Origin of the sequence: Kribbella polygonati (assembly GCF_050320105.1) — a bacterium.
In the GTDB taxonomy this organism is placed as follows: domain Bacteria; phylum Actinomycetota; class Actinomycetes; order Propionibacteriales; family Kribbellaceae; genus Kribbella.
The window spans coordinates 2,790,202-2,805,583 of record NZ_CP190129.1 but is presented as its reverse complement, the minus strand read 5'-3'; the positions used below and the strand labels follow the sequence as shown (position 1 = coordinate 2,805,583).

General features: G+C 69.5%; 13 protein-coding genes. 9 read left to right on the top strand and 4 right to left on the bottom strand.

Annotation, left to right across the window (positions count from 1 at the left end; translation table 11 throughout):
- The first annotated feature begins 56 nt into the window (after positions 1-56).
- The gene (locus ACQHIV_RS13445) at positions 57-2,741 is read left to right on the top strand and encodes an alpha-(1->3)-arabinofuranosyltransferase domain-containing protein (protein WP_427894188.1); all 2,685 of its coding nucleotides are present in this window, start codon (positions 57-59) and stop codon (positions 2,739-2,741) included.
- Here the strand turns inward: ACQHIV_RS13445 and ACQHIV_RS13440 are convergent.
- Both ACQHIV_RS13440 and ACQHIV_RS13435 read right to left on the bottom strand, forming a co-directional pair.
- Positions 2,645-3,691 (bottom strand): acyltransferase family protein, encoded by a 1,047-nt coding sequence (locus ACQHIV_RS13440; protein ID WP_427894186.1) that lies wholly within the window; start codon positions 3,689-3,691, stop codon positions 2,645-2,647. The genes ACQHIV_RS13445 and ACQHIV_RS13440 overlap by 97 nt on opposite strands.
- The gene (locus tag ACQHIV_RS13435) at positions 3,688-4,479 is read right to left on the bottom strand and encodes a class I SAM-dependent methyltransferase (RefSeq protein ID WP_427894184.1); all 792 of its coding nucleotides are present in this window, start codon (positions 4,477-4,479) and stop codon (positions 3,688-3,690) included. Before ACQHIV_RS13435 ends, ACQHIV_RS13440 begins: the two co-directional genes overlap by 4 nt.
- Positions 4,480-4,502: 23 nt before the next feature.
- On the opposite strand from ACQHIV_RS13435, the gene ACQHIV_RS13430 reads away from it, so the two are divergent.
- Together ACQHIV_RS13430 and rpsA are read left to right on the top strand one after the other, a co-directional pair.
- Entirely contained in the window at positions 4,503-5,369 is an 867-nt protein-coding gene (locus tag ACQHIV_RS13430; protein WP_427894182.1) for a phosphotransferase family protein, read from the top strand.
- A gap of 252 nt (positions 5,370-5,621) precedes the next feature.
- On the top strand, positions 5,622-7,100 hold the full coding sequence (rpsA, locus tag ACQHIV_RS13425) for a 30S ribosomal protein S1 (RefSeq protein WP_427894180.1): 1,479 nt from the start codon (positions 5,622-5,624) through the stop codon (positions 7,098-7,100).
- Positions 7,101-7,176: 76 nt separating this feature from the next.
- Here the strand turns inward: rpsA and ACQHIV_RS13420 are convergent, their stop codons facing one another.
- Positions 7,177-7,836, bottom strand: a complete 660-nt coding sequence (locus tag ACQHIV_RS13420) for a Type 1 glutamine amidotransferase-like domain-containing protein (RefSeq protein ID WP_427894179.1) — start codon at positions 7,834-7,836, stop codon at positions 7,177-7,179.
- Positions 7,837-7,846: 10 nt separating this feature from the next.
- Entirely contained in the window at positions 7,847-8,431 is a 585-nt protein-coding gene (locus tag ACQHIV_RS13415) for a hypothetical protein (RefSeq protein WP_427894178.1), read from the bottom strand.
- Positions 8,432-8,518: 87 nt separating this feature from the next.
- Between ACQHIV_RS13415 and coaE the strand changes: the two genes are divergently transcribed.
- From coaE to uvrB, 6 genes are all read left to right on the top strand, one after another.
- Complete coding sequence (gene coaE / locus ACQHIV_RS13410; protein WP_427896476.1) at positions 8,519-9,133, top strand: dephospho-CoA kinase; 615 nt, start codon at positions 8,519-8,521, stop codon at positions 9,131-9,133.
- Positions 9,134-9,334: 201 nt separating this feature from the next.
- A complete protein-coding gene (locus ACQHIV_RS13405; RefSeq protein WP_427894176.1) occupies positions 9,335-10,456 on the top strand; it encodes a PrsW family glutamic-type intramembrane protease in 1,122 nt (373 codons plus the stop codon).
- Positions 10,453-11,538: a PT domain-containing protein gene (locus ACQHIV_RS13400; protein WP_427894174.1), complete on the top strand. Its 1,086-nt coding sequence runs from the start codon at positions 10,453-10,455 to the stop codon at positions 11,536-11,538. Before ACQHIV_RS13405 ends, ACQHIV_RS13400 begins: the two co-directional genes overlap by 4 nt.
- Positions 11,535-12,431 (top strand): hypothetical protein, encoded by an 897-nt coding sequence (locus ACQHIV_RS13395; RefSeq protein ID WP_427894173.1) that lies wholly within the window; start codon positions 11,535-11,537, stop codon positions 12,429-12,431. Before ACQHIV_RS13400 ends, ACQHIV_RS13395 begins: the two co-directional genes overlap by 4 nt.
- Positions 12,432-12,471: 40 nt before the next feature.
- Positions 12,472-13,230 (top strand): hypothetical protein, encoded by a 759-nt coding sequence (locus tag ACQHIV_RS13390; protein WP_427894171.1) that lies wholly within the window; start codon positions 12,472-12,474, stop codon positions 13,228-13,230.
- 47 nt (positions 13,231-13,277) lie between these two features.
- Positions 13,278-15,380, top strand: a complete 2,103-nt coding sequence (gene uvrB / locus ACQHIV_RS13385) for an excinuclease ABC subunit UvrB (RefSeq protein WP_427894169.1) — start codon at positions 13,278-13,280, stop codon at positions 15,378-15,380.
- Positions 15,381-15,382: the final 2 nt, after the last annotated feature.

The window sequence follows — 15,382 nt, the reverse complement described above, 5'->3', positions numbered from 1 at the left end:
TCACGGTACGGCAACGATGCCACTGCGGAGCCGCCGGATCCGTTAATGTCCCGCCGGTGAGGAGGCTGACAGCAGGGAGTTCGGAGCAGGTGGTCTGGCGGGCACGGCTCGTCCTGGGCTGCCTGGCGCTGATTGCCCTCTGCTTCCAGCATGCTCCCGGCCTGGTCGTCCCTGACCGCAAGCTGGAGCTGACCGCTGGACCGGGCGGCTTCCTCTCCCGGGCGCTGCACCTGTGGGACCCGCACACCGCCTTCGGGCAGTTGCAGAGCGACGCGTACGGCTACCTGCTGCCGATAGGTCCGTTCCACTGGTTGCTGGACACGCTGTCGGTGCCGGACTGGATCATCCAGCGCCTCTGGTGGTCCCTGGTGCTGTGCGTCGCCTTCCTCGGTATCTGGAAGCTGTGCAACGTCCTGCAGTACGGCGTGCCCTGGACGCGCTTCGCTGTCGGCGTGCTGTACGCGTTGGTGCCACGGGCATTCGGTGAGCTCCCCATTGAGGTGTGGCCGATGGCCATGGCTCCGTGGGTACTGCTGCCACTCGTTTCCCCACGCGTCCGCTCGGGTTGGTGGCGAGCCAGCTGGTCAGCTGTCGCGTTTGCCCTCATAGGTGGCGCCAGTCCGGCCGGAAGCGCAGCGCTCCTCGTACTGCCCGCGGTCTGGTTGGTACTGCGAGCACGGGTGAAGCTCACGCTCGTCTGGCTCGGTTTCGTCGTCGCGGCGTCGATCTGGTGGCTCGTACCGCTCTTGATGCTCATCCGGTACGGCGCTGCGCCGCCAGGTCCGCGTTGGTTGCCCGTGGCGGGTGCTGTCGTCGGCCTGCCGCTAGCACTCGCGGCCGCGCACTACCTGCCGCGGCTTACGACGCTGTCGGTGTCCCGTGGCATCAATCGTCGCGTCGTACCCGTCCTCGTCACCAGCCTCGCCGCGGCCGCCGCGCTGCCGGTGGTCCTGGTACAGCCTGCCGGCGCGTTCGCCGCGATCCCGAAGCACTGGGAGCAGGCGGCGGACTGGCTCGACGGCCAGTCCGCACCGGGCAGTGTGCTAGTCCTGTCGGCCTCCAACGAGCCCTTGGCCGCCCTGGCGAAGCGGTCGATGGCTGCGCTCACCGACGACCTGTGGAACCGCGTGGACTCCGGCGTCGGCGACCAGACGCTGCGGCAGGAGCTGACCCGCGACGGTGTGCGCTACGTTGTCGTGCGCAACGATCTGCCGGACGGTACGCCGGCGCTCGCGATCCACGAGAGCCTGGCCGACGCCGGCATCGGGCGGGTCGCGTACTTCGGTCCCGCCGGCGAGACCCGGTTGCCGTACCCGAGCGTGGAGATCTACGACGTCGGCGCCACCACACCCGGCCGGCTGATCCCGCAGTCCCGGCTGGTCGCGGTCGACGGCGGCGCGGACGACGTACCGACCGTGGTGACCGCGCTCGGCGGCGAAGGGGCCGCCGTACTGCGGGCGGACGCGAGCGGCAAGGTCGACGGGCTGCCGCTGGTCGAGACCGGCAACCGGGAGACCGACCAGGAGCCGAGCGCCGTCGTACTGCGGAACAAGCAGATCGGGCGCTCCGCCTGTCTGCACCTGGGGGCGCGGGCGCTGTGCAGCCCCGAGCAGGCGAAGGACTCCGCCGAGCCGAACGGGCTGTCCCGGGCGATCAGCATCCCGCAGCCCGCGTCGTACGAGTTGCGAGGGACCGCGCTGGCGAAGGACGGCGACACGCTCGAGCAACTGCTCACCGTGCCGGGCGCGATCACCGCGACCGCGTCGTCGCGGGGGATCGCCGCGCCGGAGGGCCGCCCGGGTGCGGTGGTCGATCGCTCCGTCGGGACAGGGTGGCTGGCCGCCGCGGACGATCCGAGACCGAGCCTGACGCTGACGCTGCCGACCGCGCGGGACCTCCACGGGCTGCGGTTCCAGGCGGACGCGTACCTGAACGGGTCGCGGCCGGCCGCGGTCACGCTGCACTTCGACAACAGCACACCGGTCAGCGCGGCCGTCGACGCCGGCGGATACGTCCGGTTCCCGACCCGGCACACCCGCACCGTCAAGATCGACTTCACCGCGACCAAGCCGCTGCAGGACGCCCGTACCAGTCCGGTCGGCGTCTCTGAGATCGAGGTGCTCGGCGCCGACGAGCTGCGCAAGGCGATCGACCCGAAGCGGCAGGTTCCGGCGTACTGCGGTAACGGGCCGGCGGTCAGCGTGGACGGCGTACCGATGCGGACCCAGGTCGCGGCCACGATGCAGCAGTTGCTCCTGCGGCAGCCGGTGCCGTTCAGCCTGTGCGGCACGCTGACGGCGGTTCCGCTGCGGTCTGGGCAGCACCAGGTGGAGGTGCAGTCCAACGGCGGGCTCGTGCCGATCGAGACCACGTTGGCGAAGGCCGGGCTCGGCGACGTGAAGGCCCAGCCGGTCCAGGGCGTGGACGTGTGGCGGCCGAACCCCACGGAGCTCACCGTTGAGGTGCCGGGCGCGGACCAGCAGTCCGTGCTGGTGGTGGCGCAGAACTACAACGAGGGCTGGGAGGCGTACGACGGCAGCGGCCAGAAGCTCACGCCGATCCGCGTCGGCGGGTGGCAACAGGGCTGGCTGCTACCGGCGGGGCAGGAACAGGTCGTCACCGCACGGTTCATGCCGGACAGGACTTACAGGGCCGCGCTGCTGCTCGGGCTGGTCGCGCTGCTCTCCGTCTTGGCTGTGGGTGTCTTCTTTCCCAAGACAGGGCGCTCCAGAAGGCGATAGCTGACTGCTGCGAGCGCTACGGCTCCCAGCAACGTCACAGGGACCTGTATGGCGAACGGTCCGTGCAGCAGCCCTAGTACGACGAACTGGTACACGACGACGCCGTACGAGAGCTGCGCGGCGATCTGCGCGCGTCGACCGCCAAGAACGCGGACCGTCCTCGCGCTTGGCGTCAGGACCGGGAACAGCACGCAAGCGACGGCCAATGTGTAGAGCAGGCTCTTGACGAGCGCCTGGGCCGGTGTGGGCGTCGAGTGGTCGTACGGACCGGCGATCGGGGTGGCTGCGATCAGCAGGAGTGCTGCCGCGATACCCCAGAGCGTGCCGGGGACCCTGGTCAGGGTGTCGAGCGTGGACGGGCCGAGGCGTCCCGTGGCGCGGGCAACCTGCCACAACGCCATACCCATGCCGACGGCGTACCAGCCGAGGTAGCCGGGCAGCCAGAGGCCTGCGTCCGGGTGGTCGGTGGCCGTCACGGCGGCCATCCAAACCGGGCCAAGGACCGTCAGCGCGAGCAGCACGAGGAGCCGCCAGCGCACACTGCGTCGGGTGGGGCGTTCGTACCCGGTCAGCAGCCGTCCGAGGCCAGGGAGGAGCAGATAGAACAGGAACGGCGTGAACGCCGCCCAGCGCAGGTACGTCGTCGCGGGGTGCGGGACGAAGACGATGGAGAGCAGTACGGCGACCAGAAGCGCCGGGAGGATGCGTAGGGCACGGCTGCGGAGGTACGGCAGGGTCAGCGGGGGCAGGGTGCCTGAGAACCACGCCAGTACGTGCGGCCGGTACAAGAGGAAGCCGGACAGCGCGCAGAAGATCGTCCAGCCGACGTCCAGCCGCGACACCACGCCGGCGAACGGTGCGTGCGTCTGCAGGCCGACCTGGGAGACGACGACCGCGACCGCGGCGATCACCCGGAGGCCGTCGACTGCCGGGAAACGGGTGTCCTTCATGGTTTGTGCGCCGTCCAGATCGCTGTACCGGGAACGAGCGGGCCGCGGACCGGGCCCCAGCCACCCCAGATCAGGTCGTGCCCGGCCGGCCATTCCGGTTCGAGCAGGTCGTCGACGACGAAGCCCGCGCCGGTCAGCTCGCGGATCCAGTCGCCGGTGGTGCGGTGGTGCTCGGCGTACACCGGCGTACCGGCGTCGTCGACCTCGACATACGGCGTGCGGTCGAAGTACGAGTGGGTGATCCGCAGCCCGGCCTCCGACGGGTCGTCCGGCATCGTCCAGCGGAACGGGTGCGTCACCGAGAACACGAGCAGCCCGCCCGGCCGGAGCACCCGGGCGATCTCGCGGAACGCCGTACCGACCTCGGCCACGAACGGGAGCGCGCCGAACGCCGAACAGACGATGTCGAACGCGGCGTCGCGGTAGGGGAGCGCGACGGCGTCGGCGGCGACCGTACGGACCGCGGTGCCGGTACGTACGTCGAGGGTCTTCGCGATCCGCAACTGCTCGATCGAGATGTCGAACGCGGTCACGTCCGCGCCCTGGGTCACCAGCCAGCGGGAGCACTGCGCGGCGCCGCAGCCGACCTCCAGCACCCGCCGCCCGCGCACCGGCCCGAGCAACCGCGCGTCCGCCTCGTCGACACCCTCCGGCGACCAGACGAACCGGTCCTCGCCGAGGAAGTCGCCGTGCTCGGCCAGGTACTCCTCGGCGACCTCGTTCCAATAGGTACGGCTCGCCCGCGACGTCTGCGCTTCCGTCAGCTCAACCCGTACCGGCTCGTTCACCCCGCACACTCTAGTGTCGGGGCATGGTCGACTTTGCAGCCAGCGCCGTTCCGCTCGCCGGCGGGTACGGCGGGCAGACGTTCGCGGTGAGCGCGGGCGGCGAGGACGCGGTGATCAAGTTCTACGCGAGGGACCCGGGGCGGGCCGCGGTGGACGCCGCGCTGCTGCAGCTGGTCCGCGGGCTGCTACCGGTGCCGCGGGTGCTCGACCTCAAGCGCGACGGGTCGTACGAGGAGCCGCCGTACCTGCTGACCGAGCGGCTGCCCGGCGTCAACCTGCAGGTGTTCCTCGACACCGCGACCGAAGCCCAGCGGCGTACGGTCGGCACCCAGCTGGGGGAGTTGCTCGCGCGGCTGAGCGGGATGCCGTTCCTGCGGCCGGGGATGTTCCGCGACGACGAGCTCGGGGTCGAGCCGTTCGGGACGGGCGACCTGACCGAGTACGTCGCGGGGCTGGGGCTGGAGCTCGGCGACGGGTTCGCGACCGTGATCGACGAGGCCGAGGAGCTGCTGGCCGGCGGGGAGGAGCGGTTCTGCCTGGTGCACAGCGACTTCAACCCGAAGAACCTGCTGGTCGACCCTGACTCGGCGCGGATCACCGGCCTGATCGACTGGGAGTTCGCGCACGTCGGCTCGCCGTACGCCGACCTCGGCAACCTGCTGCGGTTCTGCGAGGACACGGTGCTTGCGGGCGCCGTACTGACGGAGCTCCGTTGGCTCGGCGGGCCGCTCGTGGACCTCGGCCGGGCGGCCGATCTGTGGGCGCTGCTGGACCTCGCGGGCCGGGCCGCCGAGCACGAGATCGCGGCCCGTGCGTACCGGCTGGTCTCCCGGATGGCGGACACGGCCACGCTCGCGGGCGGCCGCCCGGACCTGGACGTCGTACATTGAGATGAGTGGCACGTCGGGAACACCTCGGCGGGCGGCCGGTACTGCCGGGTGCCCCAGGTTGTGCTGTCCGAGTCAAGCCCGGTATTCTGTGAGATGCGCTATGGGCCCGCGCGACCTCGGACGGAGCAGGCTCGTGACTCGCAGCAGCTCGGTGGTGAATCTGTCGTCTTCTGGCAATCCCGCGGTTTGGTGCGATCCAAAGGAACATGGCGCAACCGCACGACACCACCAGTCCACGGAGCAACCCACCACATGACGGCCAGCATCGAGGCTCCCCTCGACCCCGCAGTACGCAGCACCCCGCAGGTAGCGGTCAATGACATCGGGTCGGAGGAAGACTTCCTCGCGGCGATCGATCAGACCATCAAGTACTTCAACGACGGCGACATCGTCGAGGGCACCATCGTCAAGGTCGACCGGGACGAGGTCCTGCTCGACATCGGTTACAAGACCGAAGGCGTGATCCCCTCCCGCGAGCTGTCGATCAAGCACGACGTCGACCCGAACGAGGTCGTCAACGTCGGCGACCACGTCGAGGCCCTCGTTCTCCAGAAGGAGGACAAGGAAGGCCGCCTGATCCTCTCGAAGAAGCGCGCCCAGTACGAGAAGGCCTGGGGCACGATCGAGAAGATCAAGGAAGAGGACGGTGTCGTCACCGGTACCGTCATCGAGGTCGTCAAGGGTGGTCTCATCCTCGACATCGGCCTCCGTGGCTTCCTTCCGGCCTCGCTCGTCGAGATGCGCCGGGTCCGCGACCTCCAGCCGTACGTCGGCCAGGAGATCGAGGCGAAGATCATCGAGCTGGACAAGAACCGCAACAACGTGGTCCTGTCCCGCCGCGCCTGGCTGGAGCAGACCCAGTCCGAGGTGCGGATGAACTTCCTCACCCAGTTGCAGAAGGGCCAGATCCGCAAGGGCGTCGTGTCCTCGATCGTCAACTTCGGTGCGTTCGTGGACCTCGGCGGCGTGGACGGCCTGGTGCACGTCTCGGAGCTGTCCTGGAAGCACATCGACCACCCGACCGAGGTCGTGGAGGTCGGCCAGGAGGTCACCGTCGAGGTGCTGGACGTCGACATGGACCGCGAGCGCGTCTCGCTGTCGCTGAAGGCGACCCAGGAAGACCCGTGGCAGCAGTTCGCCCGGACCCACCAGATGGGCCAGATCGTGCCCGGCAAGGTCACCAAGCTGGTTCCGTTCGGTGCGTTCGTCCGCGTGGAGGAGGGCATCGAGGGTCTGGTGCACATCTCCGAGCTGGCCGAGCGGCACGTCGAGATCCCGGAGCAGGTCGTCCAGGTCAACGACGACGTCATGGTCAAGATCATCGACATCGACCTGGAGCGGCGCCGGATCTCGCTGTCGCTCAAGCAGGCGAACGAGGGTGTGGACCCGGTCTCGGACGACTTCGACCCGACGCTCTACGGCATGACGGCGACGTACGACGACCAGGGCAACTACATCTACCCGGAGGGCTTCGACCCGGAGACGGGCGAATGGCTCGAGGGCTTCGACGCGCAGCGTGAGGAGTGGGAGCGGCAGTACGCCGAGGCCCACACGCGCTGGGAGGCCCACAAGAAGCAGATCGAGGAGGCCAAGTCGGCCGACGTGGAGGCCGGCGAGGCGTCGACGTACTCCTCGGCCGCTGCCCCGAAGGACGACGCTCCCGTCGAGGGTGCGCTCGCTTCCGACGAGGCGCTGCAGGCTCTTCGCGAGAAGCTGACCGGCCAGGGCTGATCTCTTCGGCTGTAGCCCTCGAGGCCCCCGCATCCACCCGGATGCGGGGGCCTCGTGCGTTGTGTGAGGGGACTGGTCAGTCGAACAGCTTCCAGTGGCCCTCGGAGACGACCGCGATCTCGCCGTCGACGACGGTGACGGCGGTCTGGTCGTCGATGGCGTAGCCCGGTCCGTCGAGCGCGGCGGCCCAGCGCTCCGCGCCGGCCAGGCCGAACTCCGGCATGTCCGGGTTGTCGAGGTGCGGAAAGATACCGAAGTCGACCAGCCCCAGTGCCTCGACGCTGCCCGTCGGCGACTGCCAGTCACTCAGGTCCTGGCCCAGGTGGGGCGCCGCCACGAGGCTCCCGGCGCTCACCCCGACCCACACCGTGTCCTGCAGCGAAGGCAGGACGTCGGCCACGCCGGACTGCTGCAGCCAGTACGCCAGGTACAGCGGATCGCCTCCGCCCACCAGAAGAGCGTCGGTTTCCCGGACGAGGGGGATCCACTGCGCCGCATCGATGCTGGGGAGCGCTGTGAGCTCGAGCAGGCCGAGAGACTTCCAGCCGATCTCGCACAGCGGACTCATCGCGCGGCCGGAGACGATGCGCCACGCGGCAGCGGGACCGCCCGCGGGGTAGGCCGCCGTCGGGATTACCAGAGCGCTGGCCTCGGCAATGGGCTTGCCCAGCATCTCGACGAGCGCGTTCGCGATGCTCGTGTTCTTGATGCCGGCGGAGGTGAGAAGCAGCTTCATGCCTGACCCTTCAGTCGTACGGGCGGCGGATTCGGGGTTTGCCGAGGTCGGTGCCCCATTGGCCGCGGCCTTCGCCTTTGAGGCGCATCTTCAGTTCCATGACGTGGGCCCGGGCGCCGCTGGCGGAGAAGAAGCCGATTCGGTAGGGCTCGTTGGGGGCGCCTGCCTCCCACGCGGGTACCTGCTGTTCGCCGTAGCGGACCAGGCGGACCGGCGGATCCTCGCCGGCCTGGACCCGGGCCGCGTCCTGAGCGCACGCAGGCACCTTCCGGGTCGGGCCGCTGCGTGGGGTCCAGACGACGTCCCGCGCGGCCGGGCCGTGCTGCGGGTTGAAGAAGCACGGCGTACGGCGTGTCGGCAGCGGCTCACCCGCGACCCGGGCACGGACACACGCGAGCGCGTACCGCCCGTCGGTCAGCGTGTCGACGACCGCACTGATCGCGTCGAACGAGGTCAGCCGATCCACCAGCCGCTCGGCGGTCTCGAACGCGTCCAGCGCCGCCTGGAAGTCCAGCCGCGCCTCCGCATCCAGCCGAGCACCTTCCCCGAACCGCGCCAACTCCTCCCCGAACCGGACGACGTCCTCCTCCGCCATCACCCGAACATGCCGCAACTCCTCCACACGCCGCTGCCGCCACCACCCCATAAGTCATGCTAGGCCGCTCGATAGGGTGCTGGCGTGCTGAGAGTGGGACTGACCGGTGGGATCGGGTCCGGGAAGAGTGCGGTGTCGGCGCGGCTGGCGGCTCGTGGGGCCGTGGTGATCGACTCCGACGTCCTGGCGCGGGAGGTGGTGGCGCGCGGGACGGACGGGCTGGCCGAGGTGGTCGCGGCGTTCGGGGACGGCGTACTGACGGCCGACGGCGACCTGGACCGGCCGGCGCTGGGGCAGATCGTGTTCGGCGACGAGACCGCGCGGCGCACGCTGGAAGCGATCATCCATCCGCGGGTCCGGCTGCGTTCCGCGGAGATCGAACAGGCCGCGCCGGCGGACGCGATCGTCGTGCACGACATCCCGCTGCTGGTGGAGACCGGCCAGACGGACCGGTTCGACCTGGTGCTGGTCGTCGACGTACCGGTCGAGGTCCAGGTCGAACGGCTCACCGCGCAGCGCGGGATGGCCGCCGCGGAGGCCGAGCAGCGGATCGCCAGCCAGGCGTCCCGCGCGGACCGGCTGGCGGTCGCCGACGTCGTGGTGGACAACTCCGGGAGCCTCAGCGACCTGGATCGGCGGCTGGACGAGGTGTGGGCAACGTTCGAGCACCGGCTAAGGCACGGTCCGGACACGAAAAGGTGACCCCTGCGCGGGAAATGATGCTTCCGGGACCCCCTGTACGAGAATCTGTCCCGGTCCGGCCCGAACTGTTCGGGGCCGGGCACGGCCGGCGCATCCCGCGCCGGTCCGGACGTCCGAGGTTGGGAGGATGGCGTGGTCTGTCCGCGCTGCAGCTCTGACGTCCCCGATGTGTCGAACTTCTGCCACCACTGTGGCAACGACATGCGCACCGGGGACTCGAAGCGGAAGAACGCGTACGCCGCCAGGCCGGACGAGCCGGTGGCGTCCTTCAAACTGGTCTCGACGATCATGCCGCAGGGGTCCGGCAAACAGCCGTACACCTACAAGGTCGCGCTCGGCATCGCCCTGCTGCTGACCGTGGTGACGGCCGCGCTCGGCGCGCTGCCGGTGGCGATCATGATCGCCGCGTTCGCGATCCCGATCGTCTACATCATCTACTTGTACGACGTGAACCTCTGGGAGGACGAGCCGATCCCGGTCGTCGCGGCGGCCTTCGTGCTGACCGGACTGCTGGCCTGGCTGTTCACCTGGATCTGGTCGGACAAGATCGGCCTGTCCCTCGACTCGATCGGCAACAACAGCAGCGGCCCGTCGCTGCGGGACCTGCTGATCCTGCTCCTGCTGGTGCCGGTGGTGTCCGAGCTGATCCGCCAGATCGGCCCGCTCTACCTGGCGTCCCGGCCGCGGTACGACGACCTGATGGACGGCTTCACGTTCGGCGTCGTCGCCGGTGTGGGCTACGCCTGCTTCGAGACGCTCGTCCTGCACTGGGGCTGGATCAACGGCGGCTTCGCCGGTCCGGGCAGCAGCGCCGGGACGTGGATCTCGATCGTCTTGCTGCACGGCTTCATCAAGCCGCTCGTGTACGGCTCGGCGACCGGTCTCGCGGGGGCGGAGTTCTCCGGCCTCGGCGAGGGGTACGACGGCTTCACGCCGCGCTGGGTCGGCGGCCTGCTGCAGGCGATGGTGGTGAACGCGCTCTTCCAGGGCGGCGTCTACCTGCTCGGCTTCGTCGGCGGTCGCGGTTCCACGATCGGTGCTGTCCTCGGCATCGTCTGGGGTCTGTTGCTGCTCGCGGCGCTGATCATCCGGGTCCGGACCGTGCTGCACACGGGCCTGCTGGAGGCGGCGCTGGAGTCGGCCGCGCGCGGTGGTTCGAACCACGCGTCCGGTGAGTTGGCGTTCTGCTCGCGCTGCGAGATGCCGCTGCTCCCGCAGTCCGACTTCTGCTCCGCCTGTGGCAACTCGGTGCGTTCGGTACCGAAGTCCGCCCGTGGGGTGACCGCACCGACCGCTGCGACGAGTGGAGAGACGCAGGCATGAGCAACCAGCAGCAGCCGCCGTACGGTGGCCAGGGCGGCCAAGGCGGCCAGCCGCCGTACGGCGGTCAGCCGGGACAGCAGCCTGGTTACGGACAACAGCCTCCCCAGCAGCAGCCTCCCCAGCAACAGCCGCTGCAGCAACAGCCTCCGCAGCAGCCTGGCCAGCAGCAGCCGGGCTACGGTCAGCCTCAGCAGCAGCCGGGGCAGTACCAGCAGCAGCCCGGGTACGGCGGTCAGTACCAGCAGCAGCCTGGCCAGCAGCAGTACCAGCAGCCACAGCAGGGCTACCCCGGCCAGCAGCCGTACCAGCAGCAGGGCTTCCCGGGTCAGCAGCAGTACGGTGGCCCGCAGGGCTACTCGGGCCAGCAGCCGCCGCGCCGTGGCGGTAACAGCAAGACCCTGCTGATCGCCGGCGGTGCCTTCGCGGTGGTCGCGATCATCGGCGTGATCCTCGCCCTCGTCTTCAAGGGCGGCAACGACCAGGCCGACCCGACGCCGACCACGTCGACGTCCGCGCCGACGGCCAACCCGACCGACGGCCCGACGGGTGAGCCGACCGCGAGCCCGACCGACGGCCCGACGGGTGAGCCGACCGCGAATCCGACGACCCAGCCGAGCACCGGCGGCGACGAGGGCATCGCGGTTGCCGAGGGCATCTACGTGAAGCCGCAGCCCGGCTACGTCCGGCAGAGCCTCGACGGCTACAAGGGCGTGTTCCTGGTCAAGCAGGGCGAGGGCCTGTTCATGGTCGCGGCGGCGAAGTCCTCCGAGTCCGGCGACTCGATCCTGTCCCAGGTGGTCAAGGCCAACACCAAGTCGCTGTCCTCGGTGCAGACCAAGCAGGTCAAGACCGTGACGCCGGGTCCGGACGACAAGACCCCGGTGAAGGTCCTGATGTCGCAGGCCTACTCGGGCGTCACGACCTCGCAGAGCGGCAGCTTCGCGGTGGTCGGGTTCGTCGCGGTGATCGAGCGCAACGACGGCGTGATCACGGTCGCACAGGCGTACGGGCGCAAGGACAAGCTCGCCACCCTCGACCCTGACTCGACGGCGATGCTGAAGTCGGTGCTCCAGAGTCAGTGAGCGGAAAGCGCGACAAGGGTCCCGCCGGTAACCCTTGGGTCAACCAGCCGGGACCGGACGAGGGCCAGAGCGACGAGCCGGAGGAGCAGCTGCCGCCGTCGCCCTGGAACCTCGAGGTGCAGCCGCCCCCGTCACCGTGGGGCGGCTCTGCCGCGCCCGGACCCGACGGGCCGCCGACGCAGACCTCGTCGTCGTGGGGCGACAAGGTGGGTCCGCCGTCGCTGCGCCGCCCGCCCCCGCAGAAGAAGAAGGGCTTCCAGCTGCCGCACGTCCCGCCGCTGCTGATCCCGATCGGCGCCGGGCTGCTCGTGGTGGCGATCGTCGCGGTCGTCCTGGTGGCGCTGTCCGGCGGCGACGACAAGGCCGGCCCGGACAACCCGCCGAGTACGCCGGTGAGTACGCCGACCGCGCCGAAGTCGTCGTACCAGCCGCCGTCGAACGCGATCCCGGTGGGCTTCGGCGTCTCCGTCGTACCGGCCCAGGGCTGGTCCCTGTACGCCAAGGAGAAGGCCGGCAAGCAGATCGCGATCTTCCCGCCGAACCAGGCCGAGGGCGCCCGGGCGTTCTTCTGGGTCCGGCAGAAGCGCGACGTGACCGCCAACGCCTATCTGCTCGGCATCGTCGAAGGGGAGACCGACAAAGAGGTCGCCCAACTCGGCGCGGTGCGGAACCTGCCGTGTCCCAAGGACGTCTTGGTGGAGTGCGTTGCCATCGATTACACGTCGACGTTCGTGAAGAACGGCGTCCAGGCCGCGGTGAAGGGGTCCATCGAGGTGTACCGGCGCAAGGACGGTGTGGTCACCGCGCTGGACTTCCGGACCAACGCCGACTTCGCCCCGAAGGCCGAGGCGGACGCCGCGACCATGAAGAAGTCCGTCATCGACAGCCTCTGATCAGCAGTCTGTGTCCCCAGAACTACCGCGAGGAACAACCATGAGTCAGCAGTACGGTCCACCGCCGGGCCCGCCGCCGGCCCCCGCCCCGGCCCCCGGCGGCTGGGGACCCGGCCCGTCGCGGCCGAACCACCCGCCGAAGTCGAGCAAGCTGCCGTGGATCATCATGGCCGGCGCGATCGTCGCGGTGCTGCTGGTGGCGGTCGGCGTCGTACTGCTGGTGACCGGCAAGGACGACGGCAAGAGCGCCGCGGAGAAGTCGCCGGAGCCGCTCGGCACCATGTACACCCCGTCGCCGACGCCGACCCCGAACGACTCCAAGGGCCCGAACGACGTCGGCGTCGAGGTCGGGTACGGCGTCTGGTTCACGCCGTCCAAGGGCTGGCTGCCGGACTGGGACAAGACCAAGGCCGGGAAGAACTACATCCTCCAGAAGTTCAGCACCCGCGGGATCATCGACGGGTACTACTGGGTCCGGCAGACCACGCTGTACGACGCGAAGGGTCTCGCCGAGCACCTGGTCGACATCGAGTCGAACGGGATGGAGGGCGTCCGGATCGGCAAGGGCACCGAGTGCAAGCCGGCGAACCCGAACATCAAGGCCTGCTACGCGCTCACCTACACCGGCACCTGGGTGTCGAAGACTGGCAAGAAGGTCGCGATGCAGGGGTTCGTGACCGCGTACCAGGACCAGTTCGACCGCGTCACGGCGAGTGACGCCGCCCTCAAGACGACGGTCTACCAGCGCCGCGTCAACGAGCTCACGTACATGAACAACACCCTGATCAAGAGCTTCTGACCCGCCGATTTTAGAAACTGTCGGCGGGGCGCCGTACGGTGGTGGGCATGAGACAGGTGTCGGATCTCCAGCGTATGGTCGCGCCGCTGAAGGTGGTGTCGGACTTCGAGCCGGCCGGTGACCAGCCGGCCGCGATCGCGGACCTCGAGCGGCGGATCAACGCCGGCGAGCAGGACGTCGTGCTGCTCGGCGCCACCGGTACCGGCAAGACCGCGACGGTGGCCTGGCTGGCCGAGCGGATCCAGCGGCCGATGCTGATCCTGCAGCCGAACAAGACCCTGGCCGCCCAGTTCGCGAACGAGCTGCGCCAGTTCTTCCCGGCGAACGCCGTCGAGTACTTCGTGTCGTACTACGACTACTACCAGCCCGAGGCGTACGTCCCGCAGACGGACACCTACATCGAGAAGGACTCCTCGATCAACGAGGAGGTGGAGCGGCTCCGGCACTCCGCGACCTGGTCGCTGCTGACCCGCCGCGACGTGGTCGTGGTCGCCACCGTCTCCTGCATCTACGGCCTGGGCTCCGCCGACGAGTACCTGAACCGGATGATCCACGTGAAGGTGGGCACCGAGATGGACCGCGACGGGCTGCTCCGCCAGCTGGTCGGCGTGCAGTACGCGCGCAACGACCTGGCCGGCACCCGCGGCACGTTCCGGGTCCGCGGCGACACGCTCGAGGTGTTCCCGGTGTACCAGGAGCTCGCCGTCCGGGTGGAGTTCTTCGGCGACGAGATCGAGCGCGTGATGACGCTGCACCCGCTGACCGGCGAGGTGCTGTCCGAGGAGGACGAGGTCTACATCGGTGCGGCGACGCACTACGTGACCGCGCCGGAGCGGATGGAGCGGGCGATCACCTCGATCGAGGCCGAGCTGGCGGAGCGGCTGACCGAGCTCGAGCGCAACGGGCAGCTGCTGGAGGCGCAGCGGCTGCGGATGCGCACGACGTACGACATCGAGATGATGCGCCAGATCGGCACCTGCTCCGGGATCGAGAACTACTCCCGGCACACCGACGGCCGCGAGCCCGGTACGGCGCCGCACTGCCTGCTGGACTACTTCCCCGAGGACTTCGTGCTGGTCATCGACGAGTCGCACGTGACCGTCCCGCAGATCGGCGGTATGTACGAGGGCGACATGTCCCGGAAGCGGACGCTGGTCGAGCACGGGTTCCGGCTGCCGTCGGCGATGGACAACCGCCCGCTGCGCTGGGAGGAGTTCCTGGAGCGGATCGGCCAGACCGTGTACCTGTCCGCGACCCCGGGGCAGTACGAGCAGGACAAGTCCGACGGGTACGTCGAGCAGCTCATCCGGCCGACCGGGCTGGTCGACCCCGAGGTGATCGTGAAGCCGACGAAGGGGCAGATCGACGACCTGATCCACGAGATCCGGGTCCGGGTCGAGCGCGACGAGCGGGTCCTGGTCACCACACTGACCAAGAAGATGTCCGAGGACCTGACCGACTACCTGCTGGAGATGGGGATCCGGACCAGGTACCTGCACAGCGAGGTGGACACGCTGCGCCGGGTCGAGCTGCTCCGCGAGCTGCGGATGGGCGAGTACGACGTACTGGTCGGCATCAACCTGCTGCGGGAGGGCCTGGACCTGCCGGAGGTGTCGCTGGTCGCGATCCTGGACGCCGACAAGGAAGGCTTCCTGCGGTCGGGCCGGGCGCTGATCCAGACCATCGGCCGCGCGGCCCGGAACGTGTCCGGCCAGGTGTTCATGTACGCCGACAAGATCACCCCGTCGATGGAACAGGCGATCGACGAGACGAACCGGCGGCGCGCGAAACAGATCGCGTACAACGAGGAACACGGGGTCGACCCGCAGCCGCTGCGGAAGAAGATCGCCGACATCACCGACATGCTGGCCCGCGAGGACGCCGACACGGCCGAGCTGCTCGGCTCCGGCCGGACCCAGTCGCGCGGCAAGGCACCGGTCCCGGGTGGCGGCAAGAAGGCGGGGGAGAAGGCGAAGGAGCTGGCCGGCGGCCTGCCGTCGTCCGACCTGGCGGACCTGATCCAGCAGCTCACGGACCAGATGCACAACGCCGCGGCCGAGCTCCAGTTCGAGGTCGCCGCCCGCTTCCGCGACGAGATCTCCGAACTGAAGAAGGAGCTCCGGCAGATGACCAACGCGGGCGCGAAGTAGCC

Bases quoted from the DNA above. Each gene is read 5' to 3' on its own strand.
- ACQHIV_RS13440 (WP_427894186.1), bottom strand. From the start codon at position 3,691: ATGAAGGACACCCGTTTCCCGGCAGTCGACGGCCTCCGGGTGATCGCC.
- rpsA (WP_427894180.1), top strand. From the start codon at position 5,622: ATGACGGCCAGCATCGAGGCTCCCCTCGACCCCGCAGTACGCAGCACC.
- ACQHIV_RS13405 (WP_427894176.1), top strand. From the start codon at position 9,335: ATGCGCACCGGGGACTCGAAGCGGAAGAACGCGTACGCCGCCAGGCCG.
- ACQHIV_RS13430 (WP_427894182.1), top strand. From the start codon at position 4,503: ATGGTCGACTTTGCAGCCAGCGCCGTTCCGCTCGCCGGCGGGTACGGC.
- ACQHIV_RS13400 (WP_427894174.1), top strand. From the start codon at position 10,453: ATGAGCAACCAGCAGCAGCCGCCGTACGGTGGCCAGGGCGGCCAAGGC.
- ACQHIV_RS13415 (WP_427894178.1), bottom strand. From the start codon at position 8,431: ATGGCGGAGGAGGACGTCGTCCGGTTCGGGGAGGAGTTGGCGCGGTTC.
- uvrB (WP_427894169.1), top strand. From the start codon at position 13,278: ATGAGACAGGTGTCGGATCTCCAGCGTATGGTCGCGCCGCTGAAGGTG.
- ACQHIV_RS13420 (WP_427894179.1), bottom strand. From the start codon at position 7,836: ATGAAGCTGCTTCTCACCTCCGCCGGCATCAAGAACACGAGCATCGCG.
- ACQHIV_RS13390 (WP_427894171.1), top strand. From the start codon at position 12,472: ATGAGTCAGCAGTACGGTCCACCGCCGGGCCCGCCGCCGGCCCCCGCC.